The organism is Flavobacterium sp. GNP010 (genome assembly GCF_056428945.1).
This window is the reverse complement of record NZ_JBWJVK010000001.1, coordinates 1-25675: the sequence shown is the minus strand read 5'-3', so window position 1 is coordinate 25675 and position 25675 is coordinate 1. Positions and strand designations below refer to the sequence as shown.

The 25675-nt window shown below is 34.1% G+C and carries 24 protein-coding genes; 12 read left to right on the top strand and 12 right to left on the bottom strand.

The features are described 5' to 3' along the window. Window positions 1–79: 79 nt before the first annotated feature. From porN to topA, 6 genes are all read right to left on the bottom strand, one after another. On the bottom strand, window positions 80–970 hold the full coding sequence (gene porN, locus AC061C_RS00120; protein ID WP_417970048.1) for a type IX secretion system ring subunit PorN/GldN: 891 nt from the start codon (window positions 968–970) through the stop codon (window positions 80–82). Window positions 971–1022: 52 nt separating this feature from the next. Next, window positions 1023–2561, bottom strand: coding sequence for a type IX secretion system motor protein PorM/GldM (gene porM, locus AC061C_RS00115; protein ID WP_478289529.1), 1539 nt, complete (start codon window positions 2559–2561; stop codon window positions 1023–1025). Window positions 2562–2615: 54 nt separating this feature from the next. Next, the gene (porL, locus tag AC061C_RS00110; protein WP_417943600.1) at window positions 2616–3266 is read right to left on the bottom strand and encodes a type IX secretion system motor protein PorL/GldL; all 651 of its coding nucleotides are present in this window, start codon (window positions 3264–3266) and stop codon (window positions 2616–2618) included. 45 nt (window positions 3267–3311) lie between these two features. After that, on the bottom strand, window positions 3312–4718 hold the full coding sequence (gene porK / locus AC061C_RS00105; protein ID WP_478289528.1) for a T9SS ring complex lipoprotein PorK/GldK: 1407 nt from the start codon (window positions 4716–4718) through the stop codon (window positions 3312–3314). 260 nt (window positions 4719–4978) lie between these two features. After that, window positions 4979–6130, bottom strand: coding sequence for a formimidoylglutamase (locus tag AC061C_RS00100; protein ID WP_478289527.1), 1152 nt, complete (start codon window positions 6128–6130; stop codon window positions 4979–4981). Between the two features lie 82 nt (window positions 6131–6212). Next, window positions 6213–8744, bottom strand: a complete 2532-nt coding sequence (topA, locus tag AC061C_RS00095; protein ID WP_478289526.1) for a type I DNA topoisomerase — start codon at window positions 8742–8744, stop codon at window positions 6213–6215. 368 nt (window positions 8745–9112) lie between these two features. Here topA and miaB point away from each other — a divergent pair, with 368 nt between their 5' ends. The 8 genes from miaB to groL all read left to right on the top strand — a co-directional run bounded on the left by miaB (window position 9113) and on the right by groL (window position 16276). After that, on the top strand, window positions 9113–10558 hold the full coding sequence (miaB, locus tag AC061C_RS00090; RefSeq protein ID WP_478289525.1) for a tRNA (N6-isopentenyl adenosine(37)-C2)-methylthiotransferase MiaB: 1446 nt from the start codon (window positions 9113–9115) through the stop codon (window positions 10556–10558). Between the two features lie 83 nt (window positions 10559–10641). Next, a complete protein-coding gene (locus AC061C_RS00085; protein WP_478289524.1) occupies window positions 10642–11901 on the top strand; it encodes a sigma-54 interaction domain-containing protein in 1260 nt (419 codons plus the stop codon). Window positions 11902–11992: 91 nt separating this feature from the next. Next, entirely contained in the window at window positions 11993–12496 is a 504-nt protein-coding gene (locus tag AC061C_RS00080; RefSeq protein WP_309760014.1) for an LptE family protein, read from the top strand. A gap of 50 nt (window positions 12497–12546) precedes the next feature. Continuing rightward, on the top strand, window positions 12547–13416 hold the full coding sequence (locus AC061C_RS00075; protein ID WP_478289523.1) for a tetratricopeptide repeat protein: 870 nt from the start codon (window positions 12547–12549) through the stop codon (window positions 13414–13416). 3 nt (window positions 13417–13419) lie between these two features. Continuing rightward, on the top strand, window positions 13420–13764 hold the full coding sequence (secG, locus tag AC061C_RS00070; protein WP_417970010.1) for a preprotein translocase subunit SecG: 345 nt from the start codon (window positions 13420–13422) through the stop codon (window positions 13762–13764). A 141-nt stretch (window positions 13765–13905) separates the two neighbouring features. Continuing rightward, on the top strand, window positions 13906–14181 hold the full coding sequence (locus AC061C_RS00065) for a co-chaperone GroES (RefSeq protein WP_007137725.1): 276 nt from the start codon (window positions 13906–13908) through the stop codon (window positions 14179–14181). 31 nt (window positions 14182–14212) lie between these two features. Continuing rightward, the gene (locus AC061C_RS00060) at window positions 14213–14572 is read left to right on the top strand and encodes a four helix bundle protein (RefSeq protein ID WP_417950478.1); all 360 of its coding nucleotides are present in this window, start codon (window positions 14213–14215) and stop codon (window positions 14570–14572) included. Window positions 14573–14647: 75 nt separating this feature from the next. Then, window positions 14648–16276 (top strand): chaperonin GroEL, encoded by a 1629-nt coding sequence (groL, locus tag AC061C_RS00055; protein ID WP_478289522.1) that lies wholly within the window; start codon window positions 14648–14650, stop codon window positions 16274–16276. Window positions 16277–16349: 73 nt separating this feature from the next. Here the strand turns inward: groL and AC061C_RS00050 are convergent, their stop codons facing one another. The 6 genes from AC061C_RS00050 to xrtF form a co-directional block, all read right to left on the bottom strand. After that, window positions 16350–17030 carry a DedA family protein gene (locus tag AC061C_RS00050; protein WP_309759995.1) on the bottom strand — a complete coding sequence of 227 codons (681 nt, stop codon included), beginning with the start codon at window positions 17028–17030 and terminating at the stop codon, window positions 16350–16352. A 273-nt stretch (window positions 17031–17303) separates the two neighbouring features. Further along, a complete protein-coding gene (locus AC061C_RS00045; RefSeq protein ID WP_478289521.1) occupies window positions 17304–17645 on the bottom strand; it encodes a heavy-metal-associated domain-containing protein in 342 nt (113 codons plus the stop codon). 18 nt (window positions 17646–17663) lie between these two features. Continuing rightward, entirely contained in the window at window positions 17664–19676 is a 2013-nt protein-coding gene (locus tag AC061C_RS00040; RefSeq protein ID WP_478289520.1) for a TonB-dependent receptor plug domain-containing protein, read from the bottom strand. A 72-nt stretch (window positions 19677–19748) separates the two neighbouring features. After that, window positions 19749–20150, bottom strand: a complete 402-nt coding sequence (locus AC061C_RS00035; protein WP_478289519.1) for an HYC_CC_PP family protein — start codon at window positions 20148–20150, stop codon at window positions 19749–19751. Window positions 20151–20305: 155 nt separating this feature from the next. Further along, window positions 20306–20749: an exosortase F system-associated membrane protein gene (locus tag AC061C_RS00030; RefSeq protein ID WP_478289518.1), complete on the bottom strand. Its 444-nt coding sequence runs from the start codon at window positions 20747–20749 to the stop codon at window positions 20306–20308. Then, window positions 20727–21275 (bottom strand): exosortase family protein XrtF, encoded by a 549-nt coding sequence (gene xrtF / locus AC061C_RS00025; RefSeq protein ID WP_478289517.1) that lies wholly within the window; start codon window positions 21273–21275, stop codon window positions 20727–20729. Before xrtF ends, AC061C_RS00030 begins: the two co-directional genes overlap by 23 nt. 76 nt (window positions 21276–21351) lie before the next feature. Between xrtF and AC061C_RS00020 the strand changes: the two genes are divergently transcribed. The 4 genes from AC061C_RS00020 to AC061C_RS00005 all read left to right on the top strand — a co-directional run bounded on the left by AC061C_RS00020 (window position 21352) and on the right by AC061C_RS00005 (window position 25588). Further along, window positions 21352–21807 carry an XrtF-associated fRMsr-like GAF protein gene (locus tag AC061C_RS00020; protein WP_417943585.1) on the top strand — a complete coding sequence of 152 codons (456 nt, stop codon included), beginning with the start codon at window positions 21352–21354 and terminating at the stop codon, window positions 21805–21807. 33 nt (window positions 21808–21840) lie between these two features. Beyond that, window positions 21841–22809 (top strand): energy transducer TonB, encoded by a 969-nt coding sequence (locus tag AC061C_RS00015; protein WP_478289516.1) that lies wholly within the window; start codon window positions 21841–21843, stop codon window positions 22807–22809. Window positions 22810–22943: 134 nt separating this feature from the next. Next, window positions 22944–23210, top strand: coding sequence for a 30S ribosomal protein S15 (rpsO, locus tag AC061C_RS00010; protein WP_121924099.1), 267 nt, complete (start codon window positions 22944–22946; stop codon window positions 23208–23210). A 236-nt stretch (window positions 23211–23446) separates the two neighbouring features. Beyond that, complete coding sequence (locus AC061C_RS00005) at window positions 23447–25588, top strand: polyribonucleotide nucleotidyltransferase (RefSeq protein ID WP_478289515.1); 2142 nt, start codon at window positions 23447–23449, stop codon at window positions 25586–25588. Window positions 25589–25675: the final 87 nt, after the last annotated feature.

Sequence of the window (25675 nt, the reverse complement as noted above, 5' to 3'; positions counted from 1 at the left end):
ATAGCTACAAAGAAAACACTTTAAACAAAAAAACTCTCACCAATACGGTGAGAGTTTTAATAATTTTATAAAATTAAAATTAATAATTCCACATATCTTGTTCGAAATTACGAATTTTTTCTTTGACTCTTTCTGACTCTAAAAGTTGATTTTGAGCATTATCTTTCATGTATTCTTCAATAGTTCTATCGCCGTATACATTCTCCTCTTTATAGATAACAGCATTGAATCGCCTAGAATTTAGAATTTGATCAAATGAAACTGGCATCGCCGAATTCTTATCATTGAATGCTTTAGCTTCATGCAATACTTCACGAGCAGCTGGAAAAAACACCCAGAACAACTCAATATAATCTTTTTCTTCGCTATTCATTGTGTAAACATCAGGAGTAACCGGACAAATACCTAATAAACGATACTTCAATTCACTTTGACGCTTATCAAAATACCAATATCCTTTAATTTTGTATTGCGTTACGTCTTGAGCAGACAAATCTTGTCTTAAAATATACTCATCAGAAATCTTGTTTCCAGCATTAATTTGCTCTCTACCTGCATCCGTAGTGTCAATACGAGTCAATGAAGTCTGAATATCTTGAGTAGACTTTTTGGTGTTAAAATAACTATCAGTATACACTTCAGTAATTTTACCATTTTTCATTGCTCTAGTAAGCACATCGTACAACGATCTTCTGTCAGAACCAATGTTAGCAGTATCAATAGGGAAATACAAAGCAAAATTAATTTTCTCACTTAAATCAATAATTTCCCATGTTGTCTTACCCATTAAAACATCTCTATCGTGAACATAACCATATGCTAACGGTTTATCGTTGTCAGAAATGAGTTGGGCTGCTGTCTTAAGTCCAATTTGGTCTGGAGTTTTTGCATTAAGCAAATTAGACTGTCCAAACGAAGCAAAACTACCCGTAATAGTGACAATTGCGATTAAAAAATTTCTTACATTCATCATGGTATCATAATAAGTTATTGAAGTAGGTAAAATATTAACGTACTTTTATTTATTGTATTTCAAAAATAACTGGAGCAGTTCTCGGTAATAAATAACTACCAGCACCTACCAATTTAGTTTTTATTTCAGAAATGGTAACTTGATCACCTCTTCCAGCTTTAGATAATGCAGCCTTACATTGTGCATTTAATCTGTTTCCTTGAACTACTACTGTAGCTTGTCCAGTAACTTTAAGATTAAATCCGATAACATTTAAGCCAACTTCAAAATCAAAATCCTCCAGTTTGGCACCAATAGTTGCTATTTCAAGATTTGATTTAGGACCTTTAACAACTCCTGTTTCACCTCTAATAGTTCCTGTAGGACCTGGAATACCTTTGATTCTAAACACTTTTTTATCGGAAGCAACCTTTCCATCAGCCATTTTACCAGAAACATTAATTACTACTTCGTTTCCACTTTGAGGACTCATACTAAATTTTCCATTTCCAACTTTTGTCAAACCTGGAGCGGATGCATTAACATCTTTATCAGCAATTCCTGCAAATGATATAGAGATTGGATTCACAACGCCTCTATACACCACATTCATTTTATCCGCAGATATAGTAGCAGAGTTCGGTCTTGGAACAACCACATACTTGCCTTCAAACTTTAATGGAACTGTTTTACCATCTTCAACAAAAGTAAATTGTCCGCCTATAGTTTGTTCTCCTACACCACCAGCAGTCAAAGCTATAACAGCTTGACCATTAACAATTTTCCCTGGTCCTGAAAATGAAGTTGGTTTCGTATTTTCATCATAACGCCCCAAAACAACTTTACCTTTTACAGCTTCACCTTGAAAATAGGCATTTTTATCTAACACAACAATAGCTTGGTAATTGCTGTAAGAAGCAGCAGCTACAGCCGCCTTTCCTAAAGCGATACTGTACACATCAGACTCTGCTTTGTTGATATCATTTTGCCAAGTAGATAATTTTGCTACCGATGCAATTGCTGGAAATCCTTTGAAGTGGTAAGACAAATACTTGTCTTTTAAACCTTCAGAATTTTTCACATCCGAAACGTCAAATTTACTTTCAACTTCACTAATAATTGAAGCATACTTTTTATCAGTTCCTAAAGCAGTTTTCATATCAGCCTTGTACTGATTAATAGCTGCTATAATTTCGTTTCCTTTTTTACCGTAACCTTCTCCAGTAAACCAATCATCTATATTGTCACCTTTATCCATGTCTTCGTATGGAAGTTTACCAGTTTCTGGATTGACAACAAAGCCTTTACTTGCTTGCTCTTTTAAAGATGCTATATAATTAAAGAAATTATCAGTGATTACTTTAACTTTATGCGCTGTTTGAGCAGCTATTGCAAATTCTCCTTTAGCTTCAGCTGCTTTAGTATCTAAGGCTGCAAGCATTTGATCATTGCTTTGTTTTGAATTTACATTTGAACTTTCAAATTTTTCATTCATTAATCCAAAACCTGATATTACCTCTTTTGAAACATTCATTGCCAACATAGCGATAAAAACCAGATACATCAGGTTAATCATCTTCTGTCTAGGGGTTAGTTTTCCTCCTGCCATATTTTCTACTAATTAGTTTGTTAATTATTTTATAGTTCGAAACTAATTATTTGATTATCCTTTGTTACCCATTGCAGAAAGCATACCACCATATACATTGTTCAATGAAGCGATGTTTGCAGTCATTGATTGCATTTGTTCTTTCAATTTTCCTGCATTCTCAGCAATTTCTTTATTTGCTTCAGCATTTCTTGAAGCACTTTCTAATTGTACTTTGTATAAACTATTCAAAGACTCCATCTGTGCAGCTGCCATAGACAATTCTTCGCTGTATTTTTTAGTAGCTGAAATCGAATCTACTGTAGGTGAAATTGCTTTTGCAGCTCCTTCGAAATTTTTTATACTGTTTCCTAAACTTGACATTAATTCGCCGTCAATTTTAGCCTCCTTAAGCATTGCGTCTAATTTCTGAGATAATAAACCTTGTGTGTCAGCAGGAGTTTCAACTTTAGCTTTCTTGGTGCCTTCAGATTTACCGTTAGCAAGTTCAGGATATACTAAAGTCCAATCTAATTCATCATCAACTGGTTCAAAAGCAGAAAGTGCGAAAATAAAAGCTTCAGTTAACAATCCTACAGAAAGCATAACTGTTCCTGTTAACGGACCCAATTCGAAGTGTGTTATTTTAAAAAGAGCTCCAACAATAACAATTGCTGCTCCCATACCGTATGCAAAATTCATTGCTTTTTTTCCTAGTAATGCCATAATCTTAGTTTTTTTTTAATGTAGGTTTATTATTAAAGGGGTTTATTATTTTTTCTTTTTATTGTTACCAGTAGTTTGTAATCCCATGTAATCTTGTACGGTTCTAAAACCAATGTAACTCCTAGCAGAATCAGCATATTCATGATCACGTGTACTTACTTGTAAAAAATAAGCAACATCTTTCCATGATCCGCCACGAACTACTTTTCTTTGATTTTTATAATCCTGTACATTTGGATTCATTGATGAAACGTATTCATAAGCGTTTGGATCATACGATGAGTTAGTCCATTCAGCAACATTCCCTGCCATATTATACAAGTTATAACCATTTGGCTCATAAGATTTTGCTTCTACGGTATACAACGCATCATCAGCTGCATAATCACCTCTGTTAGGTTTAAAGTTAGCCAAAAAGCACCCTCTATCGTTTTTAGTATACGGACCACCCCAAGGATATGTTGCAGATTCTAAACCACCTCTTGCTGAATATTCCCATTCTGCTTCGGTTGGTAATCTGAAAACATTTACAAAGTCACGTCCCTTCTTTTTTGATTTAATATATGAATTTTTTTTCAAAGTTCTCCATTGACAAAAAGCTTGTGCTTGTGTCCACTTTACACCTACCACTGGATAATCGCCATACGCTTTGTGCCAAAAATAATCGTTGTGCATAGGCTCATTGTAAGAATAAGCGTAATCCTTGATCCAAACAGTAGTATCTGGATATACTTTAACCTCTTCAGTTCTGATGAAATCTTTACGGTTTGATGACTTAGATTTGGCTGCAGCTTGAATATCCATCCAAGAATAACGGAATTTTAATTTATTAACATCAACAGTTCTTAAACCGTTGTACGATGCCTCAATAGGCAAATACATGGAATCCATCACTTCCGCGTAAGCAGCATCAGGATATTTTTTAGTATCTTTTATAAGTTTTACTTTTTTGTTTAGTTTTCTACCAGCATATTGATCATCGGCAGTTCCTACACTGTAATAATTGTCATACATGTATTTGTCATACGCGGTCATTTTTTCAGGATCAGAATCGTTGAATGCAAAATCAGCGATACTTCCAGCATTTTTGCCTTTTGCTTTCGGATCAGTGGCTGTTTGTCCACTCTCATCAGCTAATATTGCCAAACGTACTCTAATTGTAGAATCTTTAACCCATTCTACAAATTCTCGGTACTCACTATTGGTGATTTCTGTTTCATCCATGTAGAAAGAACGAACAGTAACCGTTTTTGTTGGAGCATCTTCTACATTAGCTAAATCACTGTCTGACTTACCCAAAATAAAGGATCCACCTGGAACTAACGCCATCCCATAAGGCTTTTCAGGATGCCATTTCCCGCCGTTAATACCAACTAACTCTCCCTTGTCGCCTGATTTACCACAGCCAATTAAAACGGCTAAAAGTGATGTATATGCAATGAACTTCTTCATATAAATTTGGTTATCTATTCATTATTTTTAAGTGTGTAAACCTATTTATTATTTATTAATAAAACAATATTTTTTGGAATGAAATTATTTTGAATTCAAAATTAATGTTAATTAAAATACAAAAGAAATATTTGTTCGACAAAATGACAAAATAATCGCTAAAAAACACAAAAATTAATTTTTTATATATTTTATACAATTTAGTTTATAAAACCTTATTGTATTTTAACAATTTTTATGAATTGTATTTTAAAAAACACCTACAAAGTATTTTTTCGTTGTGCTTTCCACCATCTTTCAGGCAACTCTTGGTTACATGCTAATAAATATTCTTCATAGGAACATGGTAATAACGTATTTCTTTTCAATTTATTACTACCATTCGAAATAAATGGAATTTCTATCCACCAACGGTCTGTTTTATCACTTTTATAAAAAATTAGCTCTTCATCCTCTAGTGGAACAATATATTTCAAGTAATTTTCCTTACTACCAAAAGGATACTCATTAGAACGATAATGAAACCCTTCTATAAAATACCAAATGATCTGAGCAATAAGAACAGATTCCTGTACTGAGTTGTTATGATTAAATACACCAAACGAAGATACTTTATCGCTTATCCCTGCATACCGCGAAAGCGAACAAATTTCTTTACCATTGAAACCATTTGGTGCAAACGAATTAAAATTACCAGAATCCGAAGATTTAACCGAATTTAAATCGATACTCACCAGATCAGCGTCTCTAAAAACAGGCTCCGAAATAGAAATTGTATTGGAAACCTCACCCAACCTGTAGGCATCAAAAAATAATTTCTCAATCAAATCTATTTCTTCCTGCGAGTTAAAATACGTTTGATACCCAATATTGCAATAATTGAAAAGATTATTAGGCTCCTCTACAATTATTTTTGTCAAGTAGGAAGATGCTGAAACTTCCTCTTCCTCTTTACCAAAATCAAACTTATTATCTATAGCAACTAAATTTACCATTTGTTCTAAATCATCGTACGCTCTATAAATAGCGTACGTTAAATCTTGAGAACCACCAATTACAATCGGGATAATTTTTTTCTTAATGAGACTTGCAACAACTTTCTTTACAGCAAAATAGGTGTCTTCAGCAGAATTACCTGCTAGGATATCTCCTAAATCAGCAATCGATGCGTCCCAATTTCCGGGAAACAAACTATACAATTCTTTTCTAAAAGACAGCAAATCAACATCTGACAAAGCTTTATTGTCTCCTCTATTTTCTAATACACCAATGAAAGCAATTGTAATTTTGTTTAAATCTGGAAATTGCTTTTCTGTATGCAATACTATTTTACGCCCTAATTGCTGAGAGGTCAATCCATCAATATAATGAAGGATTTCATCGTCTACGGGTTTTAGAAAATCAAATTCCATTTTTACTTCTTTTTTACCTCTCGCTTACCAATTTTCAGATCTCTAAAAAAAGGAGGTCGAGCTGTTACAATTTATGATTCTCTTATTTCTTTTTGGCCACTGCTTTTTTTACTGGAGCTTTCTTCGCTGCAGATTTCTTTGCAGGTGTTTTTTTAGCAACTACTTTTTTAGCAGGCGTTTTCTTAGCGATCATTTCCTGAACTTCGTCCAAAGTTAATTTAGTAGCATCAACATCTTTGCTTAACTCGATTTTAATTTTTCCTTTGGTTATAACCGAACGTCCCCAACGGGCTTTTTCAACCAAAATCCCTTCCTCTTCCCAATTATGTAAGACCTTATCAATATTCTTTTGCAATTTATCTTCTATCAATGCTTCGATATCGCTTTGAGACAAATTATCAAAATTATATTTTTTACTTACATTAATAAAAGTACCATTCCATTTAATAAAAGGACCAAAACGACCAGTTCCTTTCTGAACTCCTTCGCCTTTGTAAACAGCTATCGGCGCATCAGCGAGTGCTTTTTCATCAATTAATTCTTTTGCTCTATCAAAATCTACATCTAGTGGATTTTCGCCTTTTGGTAAAGAAACGAATGCAGCTCCATGGCGAATATAAGGCCCATAACGCCCATTACTTACCTCAACTTCTTCGTCTTTGTAATTCCCAAGATTTTTGGGTAATAAAAATAGATTCAAAGTTTCTTCTAAAGTAATGTTTCCTATGTTCTGATCATTCATTAAACTAGCAAACTTTTTTTCCTCATCATCAGCAGCTCCGATTTGTGCCATTGGGCCAAATTTCCCTAAACGTACCGAAACCGGTTTTCCAGTTTTAGGATCTGTCCCCAAGATTCTCTCCCCACTTTCTCGTTCTGCATTGGCTTCGACATCCTTTACATTTGGGTGAAATTGATCGTAGAATTCCTGCATCATTTTTGACCAAACTAGATTCCCCTCTGCAATTTCATCAAAATCCTGTTCTACTTTTGCTGTAAAATTATAGTCTAAAATATTTCCGAAATTCTTTACCAAGAAATCCGTAACAATCGTTCCAATATCGGTAGGAACTAATTTTCCTTTATCAGAACCCGTATTTTCTTTCAATAACTTCTCCCCTACTTTTCCGGATTGCAAAATCAATTGTGTGTAGTTGCGCTCTTGTCCATCTAAATTTCCTTTCTCAACATAATTTCTGTTGATAATAGTAGAAATTGTTGGCGCATAAGTAGAAGGACGACCGATGCCCAATTCTTCTAATTTTTTTACCAAAGAAGCTTCAGTATATCTTGCAGCAGCACGAGAATATCTCTCTGTTGCAGTAATGTAATTATTTTGTAATTTTTCGTTGACTTTCATTGCAGGCAACATTCCTTCTTGCTCTTCTTCATCGTCATCATGACCTTCCAAATATACTTTCAAGAAACCTTCAAAAAGCAACACTTCTCCAGATGCCGTGAAAATCTCGTCGTGATTATTTGCTTGAATTTTTACGTTAGTACGTTCTAATTGCGCATCACTCATTTGTGACGCAAGCGTTCTTTTCCAAATCAAATCATACAAACGCGCTTGGTCTCTGTCGATATCTACTGTATGACGGGACATATCCGTGGGACGAATCGCCTCGTGTGCTTCTTGTGCGCCTTTACTTTTATTGACAAATGTTCGCGGTTTAGAGAACTCTTTTCCGTACGATTTGATAATTTCAGCCTGAGCAGCCTCCATCGCATCTTTAGATAAATTTACACTATCCGTTCTCATATAGGTAATAAGACCGGCTTCATACAAACGCTGTGCGAGTTGCATGGTAATTCCAACAGGCAAATACAATTTTCTCGCCGCTTCTTGTTGTAAAGTCGAAGTTGTAAATGGACCCGTTGGTGATTTTTTTGTCGGCTTCGTTTCTAGGTCGGCTACCTTATATGTAGAACCTACATTTTTATTTAAAAAATCTTCAGCTTCTTTTTTGGTATTGAAATTTTTAGGCAGTTTGGCTTTGAATGACTTTCCAGCTTCGTTAGTAAACTCTGCCACCACAGAATATGTTGCGATAGCTTTAAAGTTCTGAATCTCTCTTTCACGCTCCACAATTAAACGAACGGAAACAGATTGTACCCGTCCTGCTGAAAGTCCGCCTTTGATTTTTCTCCAAAGTACAGGCGATAATTCATAACCAACCAATCGATCTAAAACACGTCGCGCTTGTTGCGCATTGACTAAATTATAATCAATTTCACGTGGATTATCAATCGCTTTTAAAATTGCTGTTTTAGTTATTTCATGAAAAACAATTCGTTTAGTTTTAGCTGGATTTAAATTTAATTCTTCCGCTAAATGCCAAGAAATAGCTTCTCCCTCGCGATCCTCATCACTTGCTAACCAAACCATCTCCGCTTTTTTTGCTAAACCTTTTAATTTGGTAACCAATGCTTTTTTATCGGCTGAAACTTCATATTTAGGTTTGAAACCATTTTCCACATCTACACCAATTTCTTTGGATGGCAAGTCGGCAATGTGCCCGTAACTAGACTCCACTTGAAAATCACTTCCTAGAAATTTCTCGATTGTTTTTGCCTTTGCAGGGGACTCAACTATAACTAAATTCTTTGCCATTGCTCTATTTTTCTGGGACAAAAGTATCTATTTTTTTTAAATATTGAGATTTTGAATTCAATTATAAAACTATTACGCTTCGATTTATAAAGAAATGATTCGGTCAAGGGAAGTTTTTTTAGCCCCGATTACTTCACAATACATTTATTCTAGTTGGAGTTCAGTGAATTTCATTTGCAGTGAAAATCCTTTTTTATTTACCTTTTCGGCAAATAAAAAGATTGCAACGAAAAGTGGGACACTAGCGAATCGTACCGACGAAGTAAATAGCTCCCTAGAAAAAATGCCTTAAAATAGTGTTAATTCTTAATCTGACATCTTGTCATATTTATTTGAATTGCGTTATCTTTGTCCTTTGAAAATACATAATGGAAAAGATCATTGAAGAAAGTAAACAAGGTGAGAGCCTTGTTCTAGAGAATAAACCTGAAAATACTAAAAAGCTCTTTATCGAGAGTTACGGCTGCGCAATGAACTTTTCGGATAGCGAGATTGTAGCCTCCATTTTATCAAATGGTGGTTATAATACCACTCAAATTTTAGAAGAAGCCGATTTGGTCTTAGTAAATACGTGTTCCATTCGCGATAAAGCGGAGCAAACGATACGCAAACGTTTAGAAAAATACAATGCTGTAAAACGTATTAATCCCAAGATGAAAGTGGGTGTTTTGGGTTGCATGGCAGAACGTTTGAAAGACAAATTCCTAGAAGAAGAAAAAATAGTAGACCTTGTTGTAGGGCCCGATGCCTACAAAGATTTACCAAACCTTTTGCAAGAAGTCGAAGAAGGTCGCGATGCGATTAACGTGATTTTGTCTAAAGACGAAACCTATGGTGACATTTCTCCCGTTCGATTGATGAGTAATGGCATTACCGCTTTGGTTTCAATCACGCGTGGTTGTGATAATATGTGTACGTTTTGCGTGGTGCCTTTTACACGCGGACGTGAACGCAGCCGCGAACCGCAAAGTATCATGTCCGAAATTCAGGATTTGTGGGACAAAGGTTTTAAGGAAATTACGCTTTTGGGACAAAACGTAGATAGTTATTTGTGGTATGGTGGCGGATTGAAGAAGGATTTTGAAAATGCGTCCGAAATGCAAAAAGCAACGGCAGTAGATTTTGATCAATTACTCGAAATGGTTGCGGTTGGTTTCCCCAAAATGCGCATCCGATTCTCGACTTCAAACCCACAAGACATGCACGAAAGTGTTTTACACGTAATTGCGAAACATCCTAATATTTGCAAACACATTCACTTGCCAGTTCAATCTGGAAGTAATAGAATTCTAAAAGAAATGAACCGTTTGCATTCGCGCGAGGAGTACATGACTTTGATTTATAAAATTAGAACTATTATTCCAAATTGCTCTATTTCGCAAGATATGATTACCGGTTTCCCTACAGAAACAGAGGAAGACCATCAAGATACGTTGAGTTTAATGGAATATGTGAAATATAATTTTGGTTATATGTATTCATACTCAGAACGTCCTGGAACATTGGCAGGAAGAAAAATGGATGATGACGTGCCTGAAGAAACCAAAGCAAGAAGATTGCAGGAAATTGTCGATTTACAACAAAAACATGCTTGGTTTCGTAGTGAAGAATTCATTGGACAAACGGTAGAAGTTTTGGTAGAAAAAGTTTCAAAAAAATCAACTGAGGAATTTTCAGGAAGAAATTCGCAAAGTATTACGGTGGTTTTTCCAAAGGAGAATTATAAAATTGGGGATTTTGTAAATGTGAGAATCACTTCTTGCACCAGCGGAACTTTAAAAGGAGAAGCCGTTGGGTTGAGTGAGATGAATTAAGAAAAAGTTTGTTTCAAGTTTCAGGTTTTAAGTTCTCTCGATAACTTGAAACTTGAAACAAAGAAAACTTTAAACAAAACAAAATGGAATCAGTTCAAAACATAAAACAACGATTTGAGATTATCGGGAATGACCCGAAGCTTAATCGTGCGATAGAAAAAGCCATTCAGGTCGCTCCTACTGATATCACTGTATTGGTAGCTGGAGAAAGCGGAGTTGGAAAAGAGAATATTCCCAGAATTATTCATTCCCTTTCACATAGAAAACATGGGAAGTACATTGCTGTAAACTGTGGAGCCATTCCAGAAGGCACGATTGACAGTGAACTCTTCGGACATGAAAAAGGAGCTTTTACTGGAGCAACAGGCACTCGTGAAGGTTATTTTGAAGTGGCTGACGGCGGAACAATTTTTCTAGATGAAGTGGGCGAATTACCATTAACCACACAAGTGCGCTTATTACGTGTTCTTGAAAATGGCGAATTTATAAAAGTAGGTTCTTCACAGGTTCAAAAAACTGACGTTCGCATTGTAGCGGCAACCAATGTTAATTTATTCGATGCCATAGAAAAAGGAAAATTCCGTGAGGATTTATATTATCGTTTGAGTACTGTGGATATTACTTTACCTCCTTTGCGGGATCGCAAAGAAGATATTCATTTGTTATTCAGGAAATTTGTTGCTGATTTTGCGCATAAATATAAAATGCCTCCATTGAAACTGGATGAAAATGCGATTGAGCTGCTGCAAAAATTCCGTTGGAGCGGAAATATTAGACAATTGCGTAATGTAGCCGAGCAAATCTCTGTTTTAGAAACGAATCGTGACATAACTACAACCACACTTCAGTCTTACTTACCAGAGCAAGGCAGCAACCTTCCGTCAGTCATTAAAGACAAGAAAAGTAAAAATGATTTCTCAACAGAAAGAGAAATTCTATACAAAGTGCTTTTTGACATGAAAAGTGATTTGAATGATCTAAAAAAATTAACGCTGGAATTAATTCAAAACGGAAGCTCGAAAGTGCAAGAGACCAATCAAAATTTGATAAAAAAAATATATGGTTCCAAAGAAAACGATAGCGAGATCGATTTTGAGGAAGAACCTGGTTCATCGTTAATCTCAACAAAACAGAATAATAAAGAGCGTTATCAAGAACATGAGGATAATTATCTTTTTGCAGAAACCATCGAGGAAGAAGAAACGTTACGTTTAGAACAAAAAGAAATCGAAATGATTAAAAAATCATTAGAAAAAAACAAAGGTAAACGAAAAGCTGCCGCAGATGAATTGGGTATTTCTGAACGAACCTTGTATCGCAAAATCAAACAATTCGATTTGTAGCCTTTTCAAAAAAATAGCAAGAGGCTTAAACACAAAATGAATATCTTTGACAAAAGTAGTAGCACGTTGGAGAAGTAAATTAAAACAGAAAATGAAGCTTATAAAATTTATTCTTTTTTCCATAATTATATTTGGTATAAACAGTTGTTCTGTATACAATTTTACAGGGACAGGCAAAATTGACGCTGACACATTTCAAGTTGGTTTTTTTCAGAATAATGCTGAGCTAATTGAACCCGGAATCGACAGAACATTTACATTAGAACTCCAAGATTTAATTCAAAACCAAACTAATTTAAACTTAGTCAAAAATGGTGCAGATTTAACATATGAAGGTGAGATTGTGGATTATAGAATAAGTCCAATGACAGCAACTGCTGATCAACAAGCAGCTCAAAATCGTTTGACTATTCGGGTTAATGTTCGTTTTACAAATAAGAAAAAAGAAACAGATGACTTTGAAAAACCATTTACCTTTTTCTACGATTATCCTGCAGAACAACAATTGACGGGCGCTACTTTGAATAGTGCTTTGAAAGATATTTTTGAAAGAATAACGCAAGATATCTTTAATGAGTCGCTTGCAAAATGGTAAATAAAATATTGATTCGTTTAATAAAATAACAAATTAACGAATAACTAAAAATGCTACTAGCTTTTATGAATGTAACTGATTATACCTATTTGATTAATAAACCTGATGCTACTCAAGAAAAGCAAACGGAGGCTTTGGAAAAAGTACTCGATGAGTTTCCTTATTTTCAAAGTGCCAGAGCCATACAATTAAAAGGGCTTTACAACCAAAACAGCTACAAATACAACGAAGCATTAAAAACTACTGCTGCATATAGTACCGATAGAAGTGTTCTATTTGAATTCATTACTTCTGATACGTTTACTTCTATTCAAAAGGGACTATATGATAAAAAAGCATTAGAAATACTCGATATACAAGTAGTCGATAGCGAGATTATTGCTACTGAAGTTAAACAGGAAACAAAAATCAACGCAATAGAACGTTCAATACTTACCTCGATAAAAGAGGCTACTCCAATACAAGTCGATGAGCAAACTAAATCCACGGAAGAGAAATTGTCCATTGGTCAGCCGTTAGACTTCTCTAAAAGTGAACAACATTCTTTTCAGGAATGGCTTCAACTCTCGAGAAAACAACCTATTCAAAGAGAAAAAGAGATCCAAACTCCTTCAGAATACCCTTTACATGATGAAGATAAAAGAAAGAAATTAAAACTGATCGATAAATTCATTCAAGCAAGTCCAAAGATCTCACCAATTAAGCATGGCGTTGCCTCCACTATTACTTTTGAATCACATGCGACAGACACTTCGTTCTTGATGACAGAGACTTTAGCAAGAGTGTATTTAGAACAAAAAAAATATCAAAAAGCGATTCAAGCATATGAAATATTAATTTTGAAATATCCAGAAAAAAGTAGTTTCTTTGCAGACCGCATATCGGATATTAAGATTTTACAAAATAATAATAACAATTAAACAATGAGCACATTTTCAATTTTTTTAGTTTTAATAACTATAGTTTGTTTTCTATTAATCGTGGTTATCATGGTTCAAAATCCTAAAGGTGGTGGATTATCCTCTACTATAGGTGGATCTCAAATGTTAGGTGGGGTACAAAAAACAACAGACTTTTTAGATAAAAGTACTTGGACATTAGCTACTATATTAATAGCACTTATTTTACTTTCTAGCTTTAGCTTTACAGGAACATTAAGTGATACTGATTCTAAAATCATTGAAAACACAGGAAGTGCAGCACCAGCTACAAACACGCCTGCTACTCCTGCTACAAACACACCTGCAGCCGCAAATCCAACAAAATAAATTATTACAATATATTCTAAAATGCCAGCCTGTCAAAGCTGGCATTTTTTATAAGAAATTATGTCAGTTTGATTAGGATGGCATAATTTCTGAAATAAATATTGTTGTAATAAAAATAAATACTAAAAAAAATATAAAATCATGGCTTTAAACATTAAACCACTTTCAGACAGAGTTCTAATCGAACCTGTTGCTGCAGAGACAAAAACTGCTTCAGGGATTTTTATTCCAGATACAGCAAAAGAAAAACCACAAAAAGGAACTGTCGTTGCTGTTGGAAACGGAACAAAAGAACACACAATGACTGTGAAAATTGGCGATTCTGTTCTTTACGGAAAATATGCTGGTACTGAATTAAAACTGGAAGGAAAAGATTATTTGATCATGCGTGAAGACGATATTTTAGCAATAATATAGCTTTAAGCTATAGGCAATACGCTTTAAGCAAATGAGAGACTTCAAAAAATATGAGGTTTGGCAACAAAGTCACGCTTTTACATTGGAAATCTATAAAATCACTTCTGTTTTTTCTAAAGAAGAATTATATGGTTTAACTAGTCAAATTCGTAGAGCATCTTCATCAATACCAACAAACATTAGTGAAGGATGTGGCAGAAACAGTGACAAAGAGTTTAATCAATTTCTTAATATTGCCTTAGGCTCGGCTTGTGAAACAGAATATTTATTGATTCTTTCAAAAGATCTAAAATATATTGACATCGAATTATTTGAACATCTTGAAAAAGAGGTTAATATTATAAAAAGTAAAATCTACAATTTAAAAAAGGCATTAAGCGATAAGCTTTAAACAAAAAAAATAAAAAAAATAACTGCAGGTTGGCCAAGCATATTGCCCAAAGCCTTCTGCCTAAAGCTAAAAATAATGGCAAAAGATATAAAATTTGATATTGAAGCACGTGACGGATTAAAACGTGGTGTTGATGCATTAGCAAATGCAGTAAAAGTAACTCTTGGACCAAAAGGTCGTAATGTAATTATTGGAAAAGCTTTTGGTGGACCAAACGTTACTAAAGATGGTGTAACAGTTGCAAAAGAAATAGAATTGAAAGATCCATTGGAAAACATGGGCGCTCAAATGGTAAAAGAAGTAGCTTCTAAAACTAATGACTTAGCAGGAGACGGAACTACAACTGCAACTGTTTTGGCGCAAGCTATCGTAAAAGAAGGTTTGAAAAACGTTGCTGCTGGGGCAAATCCAATGGATTTGAAACGCGGTATTGATAAAGCAGTTGAAGCTATTGTAGCTGACTTAGCAAAACAAGCAAAAGTAGTAGGAAGTGATTCTGAAAAAATCAAACAAATTGCTTCAATTTCTGCTAACAATGACGAAGTAATTGGTGAGTTAATTGCTACTGCTTTCGCAAAAGTTGGAAAAGAAGGTGTAATTACAGTTGAAGAAGCAAAAGGAACAGATACTTATGTTGATGTTGTAGAAGGAATGCAGTTTGATAGAGGATATCTTTCTCCTTATTTTGTGACTAATTCAGAAAAAATGGAGGTAGAATTGGAGAATCCTTACATCCTTTTATATGACAAAAAAGTTTCTTCCTTAAAAGAGTTATTACCAGTTCTTGAACCAATAGCTCAATCTGGAAAACCATTATTAATTATTGCTGAAGATGTTGATGGTGAAGCATTATCTACATTGGTGGTAAACAAATTGCGTGGAGCCTTGAAAATTGCTGCTGTAAAAGCACCTGGTTTTGGAGACAGAAGAAAAGCTATGTTAGAAGATATCGCTATCTTGACTGGAGGAACTGTAATTTCAGAAGAGAGAGGGTACACTTTAGAGAATACCACGATCGAAATGTTAGGTACTTCTAAAAAAGTAACTATTGATAAAGACAATACTACTATTGTGAGTGGTGCTGGTGAAGCGGAAATGATTAAAAATCGTGTGAACCAAATTAAAGGTCAAATGGAAGCGACTACTTCTGATTATGACAAAGAAAAATTGCAGGAGCGTTTGGCTAAATTAGCCGGTGGTGTTGCTGTACTTTATGTTGGTGCTGCTTCTGAAGTAGAAATGAAAGAGAAAAAAGACAGAGTTGATGATGCACTTCACGCTACTCGTGCTGCAGTTGAAGAAGGAATTGTTGCAGGAGGTGGTGTTGCTTTACTAAGAGCTAAAAATGTTTTAAGCAGTATTAAAGCTGACAATGCTGATGAAGCAACAGGAATTCAAATTGTATCTCGTGCGGTAGAGTCTCCATTGAGAACTATTGTTGAAAATGCAGGTCTTGAAGGTTCTGTAGTTGTTGCTAAAGTTGCTGAAGGTTCAGGTGATTTTGGATACAATGCCAAAACAGACGAGTATGTTGATATGCTTGCAGCGGGTATCATTGATCCTAAAAAAGTTACTCGTGTAGCATTAGAAAACGCAGCTTCGGTTGCTGGAATGATATTGACTACTGAATGTGCTTTGATTGATATTAAAGAAGATAATGGCGGTGGACACCCAATGGGTGGTGGTATGCCAGGAATGATGTAATTCCATTTTCTTTTAGTCCTAAAAAAACCGTCTCAATAATATTGAGACGGTTTTTTTACGCTTTGAATTTACTCTATTCTTGAACCTTAGATCTTTTACTAAACTTGTAAATTACTGGTAAAACTGTTATGGCGACAAGTGCAATAACAATAAGTTCGATGTGTTCTTTTAAATCGATTTGATAATTTTCTAGTAAAAAGCCATATAAATAATGCCCTGCGAAAATCAGTGTAAATGACCAAATAAAGGAACTTAAGATATTGTAAAACATAAACTTCTGTTTATCCATAGAAACGATTCCAGCAACTATAGGCGCAAAAGTTCGAAATATTGGAAGAAAACGAGCGAAAATAATGGCTTTACCACCATATTTTTCGAAAAAATCTTTGGACTGAACCAAATATTTTCTTTTGAACCAAAAACTATCTTGCTTGTTGTACAAATAATAGCCACTTTTTGAACCAAACCAATAACCAACAACATTACCTAAAATACCTGATAATGCTACAAATGTTGCTAAAAGAGCGACATTAATAAAATCATTTTCGATGAATAAAATATTTTCAATTAAATCTCTATTGTAGATTCCTGCCAAAAACAACAAACTATCACCTGGCAAAAAGAAACCTGCAAAAAGACCAGTTTCGGCAAAGACAATAAATAAAACTATATAAATTCCCAATTTAATTCCATTAATATCAAAATGAATATAAAAAAGTGGGTCAATCAAATTCTTCCAATCAAAATCGCTCATTCTAGGGGGTTTTATGCTACAATTATTCGTTCGTGAAAGTACGGATAATATATCTTAACCACAATTTATGAAACTATTTTAAAGTTTTATTAACTATTTAAATGAACTATAATAACGCTACATTTTTTAAAGTCTAAAATTACTGCTCACAAAAAATTAATAGCACTCCAAACTATATAAGTTCCTTTCACTTTCATCTAAGGGTAGCGACGCTAAAAAAGTCACTACAAAACACCCATAAAAAAACCAAAGCTTTCACTTTGGTTTACCACATTATTTCCGATCATATTGACAGCAGGAATGCAAACCATCATAAACCTCCTTCGAGGCTTTAAATTCTCTAGTGTCGTGGCCTACAGCTGCAATCGCTTTTTGAATTGTTGTTACATCTGTTTTCTGCTCGTTTACAATTAAATAAAGCGTACCGCAGTCCATATGCCAATCTGAGGACTTTACTCCCGAAACACTCAATGCCGCTTTTTCGATCCTTTTTTTACACATTTCACAGTTTCCACTCACATGAAATTCAATCTTTGCATTCTTATTTTTTACTTCTTGTGCACTGCTTGTAAATACGGCAAATACCAATAAAACTCCAACTATAATATTTTTCATCCTTTATTTTTTTTAAGATTATTTAATTTTAAATCGCAAACCCGTGTAATACATTTGTCCAAAAACTGGACCATAAACTATTGACGCATCAAAAGTAGGTCCAAATGGGTTTTCATTACCCAGTATAACATTTTCCTGTTTGTAATTTCCAATATTTTCTCCACCAATATACATTTCAAAAGTAGAAGAAAAAGTTCTAGTCACCTGTATATTCATCACAGAAAATGACGGCGAAAATTCAGGCAACCTGTCTACATCTGGATTGGTTATAGTAGTAGGCAATTGCTGTTTTCCTAGCCAATTCAACGTGTAATCAAACTTCCATTGTTTTCCCTTATCTAAAACAGGAGTTTCATATCCTAAATTCCCAAAGAAACGATGTTTTGCCTGCAACGGCCTTTGATAGGTTCCTGACAAATAATCAGTTTGAATGTCATAGAATTTATAGGCTGTTCGCAAATTAAAACGCTTTTTCAACTCATAATTAAATTCTACTTGCAAACTATTCGCATACGACTTTCCTTTTAAGTTATAAAACAAAACCTGTTGCGGACTTTGTAGCACATCAACAACCGCTTGATTTTGAAAATCGGTTCTGTAGAAATCAAAACCAACATCAGCACTTTTGCCAAAAAGTAAAAAACCCTGCATAAAACTCAACCCGTAATTCCATGCAATTTCAGGATTTAAACCGTATATTTTACCTTTGGTATCTAAAAAATCAAAGGTTCTTGAACTTGCTAAAAGCTGTTGATTTTCGGCAAAAACATTAGCGCTTCGTTTCCCTCTTCCTGCTGAAAATCGCAAAACTCCTTTCTCCCAAGGATTGTATCGCACATGTAATCTTGGCGTAGCAAAAATCCCCAAACGATTATGATTGTCTATTCTACCGCCAAGAACTACGCTAAAATTATCCGTATTATCATATGTATATTCAAAAAAAGCACCCACCGAGTTATCAATTCTGCTGTAATCATTCACATTGACAAATTCCCCGTATTTATCATACGTAAAGTTCAAACCCGTTGAGAATTTATTCTTCGTATTATTGATAATCGAATTAAAAATTAGGTTCGAGTAATAACTTTTTTGTTTAATATTATATTGGTTTAAACCAAAATACGACTTTTGATCATGACTATTGAAAGCATTCTGAAAACCAATACTCTGATAGGGCATATCCGGAAAAACATATCCTACTTTAGTGGAAACATCCATACGTTCAGTATTGATTTCGGAGCCCCAATAATTAGTTGTTCCCTTATCTTTATCTGGATCAAAATTTAATTCTCCCGTTTGTTTTTGATCATTCATATACCGGAAATTGATGAAACTTACCCATCCTTTTTCGGCATTGGTGTATTGCCAACGGTTTAGAACATTAATTTGTTTGGCCAACGGATTATCAAGAAAACCATCGTCGTTCATATCATTTTTTGAAACTCTTGTGTTTCCATGCAGGAACAAACTACTACTCCACTTCTCAGAAATCTTTTTGTTGAAATGAGTATTTAATTCAAAACGAGAATCTGTCGCACCGTAGAAATTCAAAAAAAATGGAATATCACTGATTGGCTTTATTAATTCAGTATTAATTTGTCCCGAAATACTTTCGTACCCATTAACAACACTTCCAGCACCTTTGGTAATTTGAATGCTTTCTACCCAAGTTCCCGGGGTAAAGGACAATCCGTAGGCTTGAGAAGCACCACGTACCGAAGGAATATTCTCCTCCGTAATCATTAGATAAGGACTCGTTAATCCTAGCATTTTTATTTGTTTCGTTCCCGTCAATGCGTCCGAAAAATTGACATCAATTGAAGGATTGGTTTCGAAACTTTCTGCCAGATTACAACAAGCAGCTTTGAGCAATTCTTTGCTTGTGAGAGTAGTCGTATTTGCCGTAAGGCTATATGATTTTTTTAAACTTTTACGGTCATTCTGCACTTTAATCTCTTGCAAAGTATCTTGCGAAAACGAATTAAAACTACAAAATAAGAACAATAAAAGTATTGAAATTTGTTTTTTCATTATTGATTTTTAATGTTTTAAAAAATATAGAATCACAAAAAACGTGATTTAACTTTTGTAGAAACATTGAAACTACGCGTAGAAAATATATTGGTGGTATAACTTAAAAAAAGGAGGCGCATTTGCATCGCAGTAATACGAAGTAAATGGTTCTTTTTTAAAATTTGAAACAAATGAAAACATTGAAGGATTCCATTCATTCGTTAGAAATATAAAATCCAAATGAAAAGAGACTATTTTTTGAATTAAATCATCTGTTTTCTTTTGAAATTTAACCTCTTTATCTTTGCAACAATGTGATTTTTTTTCAACAACTCCACAACAATCTTTTTCTAAATTCTGATCGTGAGCAGGCGTTTTCAGGGTAACCGAAGTAATATCGTTACCGCAATAACGAATATTAAATGCGAATCCCATATTGGAAAACAATATGAAAAAAGCGAGAAAAATACAGATCTGTTTGGTTTGTTTCACGTTGCAAAATTAGCAATTAATACCTTAAAAAAAATAATTTTTATGAAAATTCACAACCTTAAAATTGCATGGAATGAATACTTTACTATTTAAGATTTTAAAAAAAAGTATCATCCAAAACAATTTAAATTGGCTTATTCTAAAGAAAAAAGGAGTCAATTTTTTTGTTTTTGATAATAAAATCCGGGAATAAATAATAAAACAAAAATAGGCTGAATCAAGAATCTACGAACATAAAATAAAAGCAAATTATTGCTTTCTCTATCTAGATTGATAACACAAAAAAGAGTAACTATTAAAATCAAGAAGAAAAAATAATACAGTATGAAGGCAAATTTGACCATCGTTACATCTTTGAAAAGGACATAAATAATTCCTAATGAAACAGTTGTATTCAATGTATAACGAAACAATAGACCTGAAAATAATTGTGTTGAATCAAAATATGGTAACCTTAACATCGTAAAATCTTTTTTGAAAAAATCAAGAAAAGGATCATAGAACAACTGATTTTCAAAAGCGCGAACAAGCACTAATAATACAACCAAAAAAAGAAATTTCACGAACCTCAGTTTGTTATTTAGTATCTTTTGAAGCATATCTTGAAAATTTACGAACCCAAATTAACCACAAAATAAAAACTACACCATAAATATACAAAGGGAACAGAACTCCGTGCAGAAATGGCTCTTGTTTTGGAAAATAAAAAATAAGCGCACTCAGAGCTGCTATTCTCATTACATTCAAAACATAAATAAGAAGGCTACCGCCAAAAATAAAAAACAGTGTCGTTTTTAATTTTCCAGAAAAAGCAATTACAAATGAGATGAATAAAATAATTACGCTAGTTGCATTACAACCTTCTACGATTCTCGCAACATATTTTTGATTGAAAAATAGTTTAATGTAAGGGTGCGAATCACTTTCTACTATTGAGGAACCTTCATCGAAGAGTAGCAATAGTTGTTCTGTATTCTCACTAACCAATCTGGTAATACCATCAACTTTATTCTCTTCAAAACTATTGAGATACTGCTGATAGCAAACAGTCAGGACTATATACGTTAAAAAAAAGGATGCCAGAAAAAGCAAAAAGGGTTTGTAGAGAATAAAATATTTTTTCAAGATCTATTTTTTAACAAATTTATGTAATTTTTGAAACTGGCTTTAAATACTTTTGCATAAATAAAAATTTAAAAATATGACATTTCAAGAATTACAACCAAAAGTAACCGAAATCACATTAAATACAACACTTTCAAGAGACGAAAAACTACTCTCTATTTGTGAGCTATTAAGCAACTCTATTGACTATTACAATTGGGTTGGATTTTATTTTGCAAATCACGATACCAAAACATTGCATTTAGGGCCTTATGTGGGTGCTGAAACCGATCATACCGTTATCCCTTTTGGAAAAGGAATTTGCGGACAAGTAGCAGTTTCTAATGAAAACTTTGTAGTTCCCGACGTTGCAGCTCAAGACAACTATATCGCGTGTAGTTTTACCGTGAAATCAGAAATTGTTGTCCCATTATTTGTAGACGGTAAAAATATTGGTCAAATAGACATTGACAGCCACGTCTTAGATCCTTTTACTGCTGAAGACGAACGATTTTTAGAGTTTGTTTGTGCAGAAATATCAAAATTGTATTAAACTGACTGACAAAATTAGTACAAGCATCCAACTATGAAATATCACTTTATTAATTTGCTCCTTTTATTTATTTTAACACCTTCATTTGGCCAAGAAAATAAAGACGCAGCATTCTACATTGATTCCTTAGGCAATATTAGCGAAGAAGTTAATTACAAATTCATAAGAACCGTGAAGGAATACTATGTAGAAAAAAAAGAGTACCAATTTTCAGAGTATTACAAATCTGGTCAAGTAGCATTAACAGGGACCACAAAAGATAGAGACAGAATACGATTGGATGGTACTGCAGTGACATTTTACGAGAATGGTACCAAAAAACAGATTTCGAATTATAATGATTCCCATTTAGAAGGAAAACAATTTCAATGGTACGACAATGGAGTTTTACAATTTGAGAAGGACATTACTTTTGATAAAATCAAAAACGAAAGTGTTGAAAAACTAGTGCAATATTGGGATTCCAATAACTTACATCAAATTATAGATGGCAATGGAATGTACGATGCATTAATTGAAAATGACAGTGAAGGCATTGAACACAAGAATTCCGTTTATGAAAAAGGTGAAATCAAGAATGGATATAAACATGGCGTTTGGACCGGAAATTCATCCCATCCAAAAATTACATTTCAAGAGGAGTACGAAAATGGTAAATTGATAACAGGCACCAGTACTGATGATAATAATATTCAATATACTTACACTGAAGTTAGACAAAAACCAACTCCTAAAACGGGTATTAATGATTTTTATAAATACGTAGGTAGAAACTTTAAAACACCAAATATACAAGGTCTAAGTGGCAAAATATATTTAACGTTTATTGTAGATCTAGAAGGAAAATTAGTAGAAACTAAGATAATTCGTGATATAGGATTTGGAACCGGTGCAGAAGCGCTACGAATTATAAAGGGGGCCAAAAATTGGATTCCCGGTAAAATAAGAGGAATTCCTATTCGATTTTTCTATGCATTGCCCATAACGGTTAAAGTGCCTTAGTATTAAACACCTGAATATAAAGTTTTTAAAAACTTTTAAAAGTTTAATTTTAGTTTTAAAAAATAAATAGTACTTTTGCACTCGTCTTATAATAGATGTAAGACATACATAAAAATCATTAAACAAATATTGGAATGTATTTAACTAAAGAGATTAAAGAAGAAATCTTCGCTAAACACGGAGAAAAAACAAACACTGGAAAATCCGAAGCTCAAATTGCTTTGTTCACTTACAGAATTAGCCATTTGACTGAGCACTTGAAAAAAAATCGTCATGATTATAACACAGAGCGCTCATTAGTATTGCTAGTAGGTAAAAGAAGATCTTTGTTGGATTATTTGAAGAAAACAGAAATCAACAGATACCGTGAAATTATCAAAGTATTGAATATCAGAAAATAATCAATAGAAAAGAGGTGCGAAAGTGCCTCTTTTTTTATTTTATAATTTACAGTCAAATGATTTTATTGCAGTCCTGACACAAAAGGGATTAGAATCAAGACTACACCGAAAAGTCATCATGATTTTGTGATGATGAATAAAAAAAGTTTGGTTTTTCATTGGGTTTTAGGCATTAACTACGCAAAACAACAACTACAACACAACTAGAACCCATGTTTAACTAATAAATTAAATTTATGATTCCACAATTATTTGTAGAAAGTATCGATTTAGGTGATGGCAGAAACATCACAATCGAGACGGGTCGTCTAGCCAAACAAGCAGATGGATCTGTAGTAGTAAGAATAGGGAAAACTGTTATTTTAGGAACAGTAGTATCCTCAAGAAAAGCAAGTCCAGGTATCGACTTTTTGCCGCTTACGGTAGATTATCGTGAAAAATTTGCAGCGGCAGGACGTTTTCCTGGTGGTTTTTTCAAAAGAGAAGCGCGTCCAAGTGATAACGAAGTACTAACCATGCGTTTAGTAGACCGTGTATTGCGTCCACTTTTCCCATCAGATTACCATGCTGAAGTTCAAGTGATGATTCAATTAATGTCTTATGATGAAGATGTAATGCCAGACGCATTAGCAGGTTTAGCAGCATCAGCAGCATTAGCTTTATCTGACATTCCTTTTGAAACTTTAATTTCTGAAGCTAGAGTTGGAAGAATTGATGGTAAATTCATCATCAATCCAAGTCGTGCACAATTAGCATTATCTGATATAGATATGATGATTGGAGCTTCTATGGATTCAATTGCGATGGTAGAAGGAGAGATGAAAGAGATCTCAGAAGCAGAAATGCTTGAAGCCATTAAATTTGCACACGAACACATTAAAAACCAAATCTCAGCTCAATTGCGTTTGCAAGCTGCTTTTGGCAAAAAAGAAGTTCGTACTTACGAAGGAGAAAGAGAAGACGAAGCTATTTATGCAAAAGTAAAAGCGGCATCTTACGATAAAATTTATGCTATTGCTAGCAAAGGTTCAGCAAAACAAGAACGTACAGCAGCATTTGAAGAGGTAAAAGAAGAGGTGAAAGCTTTATTTACTGAAGAAGAATTGGCAGAAAACGGAGATTTAGTTTCTAAATACTTCAAGAAAACAAACAAAGAAGCAGTTCGTAACGTAACCTTAGATTTAGGAACACGTTTAGACGGAAGAAAAACTACAGAAATCAGACCAATCTGGTGTGAAGTAGATTATTTACCATCTGTACACGGATCAGCATTGTTTACACGTGGAGAAACTCAAGCATTGGCAACGGCAACTTTAGGAACTTCTAGAGAAGCAAACCAAATTGACTCTCCATCAGAACAAGGTGAAGAAAAATTCTACTTACATTATAACTTCCCTCCTTTCTCAACCGGTGAAGCACGTCCTTTAAGAGGTACTTCAAGAAGAGAAGTAGGTCACGGAAACTTAGCGCAAAGAGCATTAAAGAACATGATTCCTGCTGATTGTCCTTATACAATTCGTGTGGTATCTGAAGTATTAGAATCGAATGGTTCATCTTCTATGGCAACCGTTTGTGCTGGAACATTATCCTTAATGGATGCTGGTATTCAAATGATTCGTCCCGTTTCTGGAATTGCAATGGGATTAATTACTGATGGTGAACGTTTTGCTGTATTGTCTGATATTCTTGGTGATGAAGATCATTTAGGAGACATGGACTTTAAAGTAACTGGAACTTCAGTAGGAATTACAGCTTGCCAAATGGATATCAAGATTGACGGATTGAAGTATGAGATTATGGAGGCAGCATTAGCGCAAGCTCGTGATGGACGTTTGCATATCCTTGGAAAATTAATCGAAACTCTTGCTGCTCCAAAAGAAGATGTTAAAGCATACGCTCCAAAAATCATAACAAGAAGAATTCCAAATGCATTCATTGGTGCCTTAATCGGACCTGGTGGAAAAGTAATTCAAGAATTACAAAAAGCTACTGGAACAACGATTGTTATCAATGAAGATCCAATTACAGAAGAAGGAGTAATCGAAATTTTAGGAACAGATCCTGCTGGAATTGAAGCAGTATTGGCTAAAATTAAATCGATCACTTTCAAGCCTCAAATGAATGAGTCATATGATGTGAAAGTTATCAAAATGCTAGATTTTGGTGCAGTAGTTGAATACCTAGATGCGCCAGGAAATGAAGTTTTACTTCACGTATCGGAACTAGCATGGGAACGTACAGAAAATGTTGCTGATGTAGTTAATATGGGAGATACTTTCCAAATTAAATACCTAGGAATGGATCCTAAAACTCGTAAAGAGAAAGTATCTAGAAAAGCACTTTTGCCAAGACCTCCACGTGAGGAAAGAAAAGAGTAATCAGATCTTAGTTTACTAAAGGTTTATTTATAGAAAATAAAAAAAAAAAAAAAAAAAAAAAAAAAAAAAAAAAAAAAAAAAAAAAAA

Excerpts from the sequence above, each read along its gene's own strand:
- porN (WP_417970048.1), bottom strand. The coding sequence starts at position 970 with ATGAATGTAAGAAATTTTTTAATCGCAATTGTCACTATTACGGGTAGT.
- porM (WP_478289529.1), bottom strand. The coding sequence starts at position 2,561 with ATGGCAGGAGGAAAACTAACCCCTAGACAGAAGATGATTAACCTGATG.
- porL (WP_417943600.1), bottom strand. The coding sequence starts at position 3,266 with ATGGCATTACTAGGAAAAAAAGCAATGAATTTTGCATACGGTATGGGA.
- porK (WP_478289528.1), bottom strand. The coding sequence starts at position 4,718 with ATGAAGAAGTTCATTGCATATACATCACTTTTAGCCGTTTTAATTGGC.
- AC061C_RS00100 (WP_478289527.1), bottom strand. The coding sequence starts at position 6,130 with ATGGAATTTGATTTTCTAAAACCCGTAGACGATGAAATCCTTCATTAT.
- topA (WP_478289526.1), bottom strand. The coding sequence starts at position 8,744 with ATGGCAAAGAATTTAGTTATAGTTGAGTCCCCTGCAAAGGCAAAAACA.
- miaB (WP_478289525.1), top strand. The coding sequence starts at position 9,113 with ATGGAAAAGATCATTGAAGAAAGTAAACAAGGTGAGAGCCTTGTTCTA.
- AC061C_RS00085 (WP_478289524.1), top strand. The coding sequence starts at position 10,642 with ATGGAATCAGTTCAAAACATAAAACAACGATTTGAGATTATCGGGAAT.
- AC061C_RS00080 (WP_309760014.1), top strand. The coding sequence starts at position 11,993 with ATGAAGCTTATAAAATTTATTCTTTTTTCCATAATTATATTTGGTATA.
- AC061C_RS00075 (WP_478289523.1), top strand. The coding sequence starts at position 12,547 with ATGCTACTAGCTTTTATGAATGTAACTGATTATACCTATTTGATTAAT.
- secG (WP_417970010.1), top strand. The coding sequence starts at position 13,420 with ATGAGCACATTTTCAATTTTTTTAGTTTTAATAACTATAGTTTGTTTT.
- AC061C_RS00065 (WP_007137725.1), top strand. The coding sequence starts at position 13,906 with ATGGCTTTAAACATTAAACCACTTTCAGACAGAGTTCTAATCGAACCT.
- AC061C_RS00060 (WP_417950478.1), top strand. The coding sequence starts at position 14,213 with ATGAGAGACTTCAAAAAATATGAGGTTTGGCAACAAAGTCACGCTTTT.
- groL (WP_478289522.1), top strand. The coding sequence starts at position 14,648 with ATGGCAAAAGATATAAAATTTGATATTGAAGCACGTGACGGATTAAAA.
- AC061C_RS00050 (WP_309759995.1), bottom strand. The coding sequence starts at position 17,030 with ATGAGCGATTTTGATTGGAAGAATTTGATTGACCCACTTTTTTATATT.
- AC061C_RS00045 (WP_478289521.1), bottom strand. The coding sequence starts at position 17,645 with ATGAAAAATATTATAGTTGGAGTTTTATTGGTATTTGCCGTATTTACA.
- AC061C_RS00040 (WP_478289520.1), bottom strand. The coding sequence starts at position 19,676 with ATGAAAAAACAAATTTCAATACTTTTATTGTTCTTATTTTGTAGTTTT.
- AC061C_RS00030 (WP_478289518.1), bottom strand. The coding sequence starts at position 20,749 with ATGCTTCAAAAGATACTAAATAACAAACTGAGGTTCGTGAAATTTCTT.
- AC061C_RS00020 (WP_417943585.1), top strand. The coding sequence starts at position 21,352 with ATGACATTTCAAGAATTACAACCAAAAGTAACCGAAATCACATTAAAT.
- AC061C_RS00015 (WP_478289516.1), top strand. The coding sequence starts at position 21,841 with ATGAAATATCACTTTATTAATTTGCTCCTTTTATTTATTTTAACACCT.
- rpsO (WP_121924099.1), top strand. The coding sequence starts at position 22,944 with ATGTATTTAACTAAAGAGATTAAAGAAGAAATCTTCGCTAAACACGGA.
- AC061C_RS00005 (WP_478289515.1), top strand. The coding sequence starts at position 23,447 with ATGATTCCACAATTATTTGTAGAAAGTATCGATTTAGGTGATGGCAGA.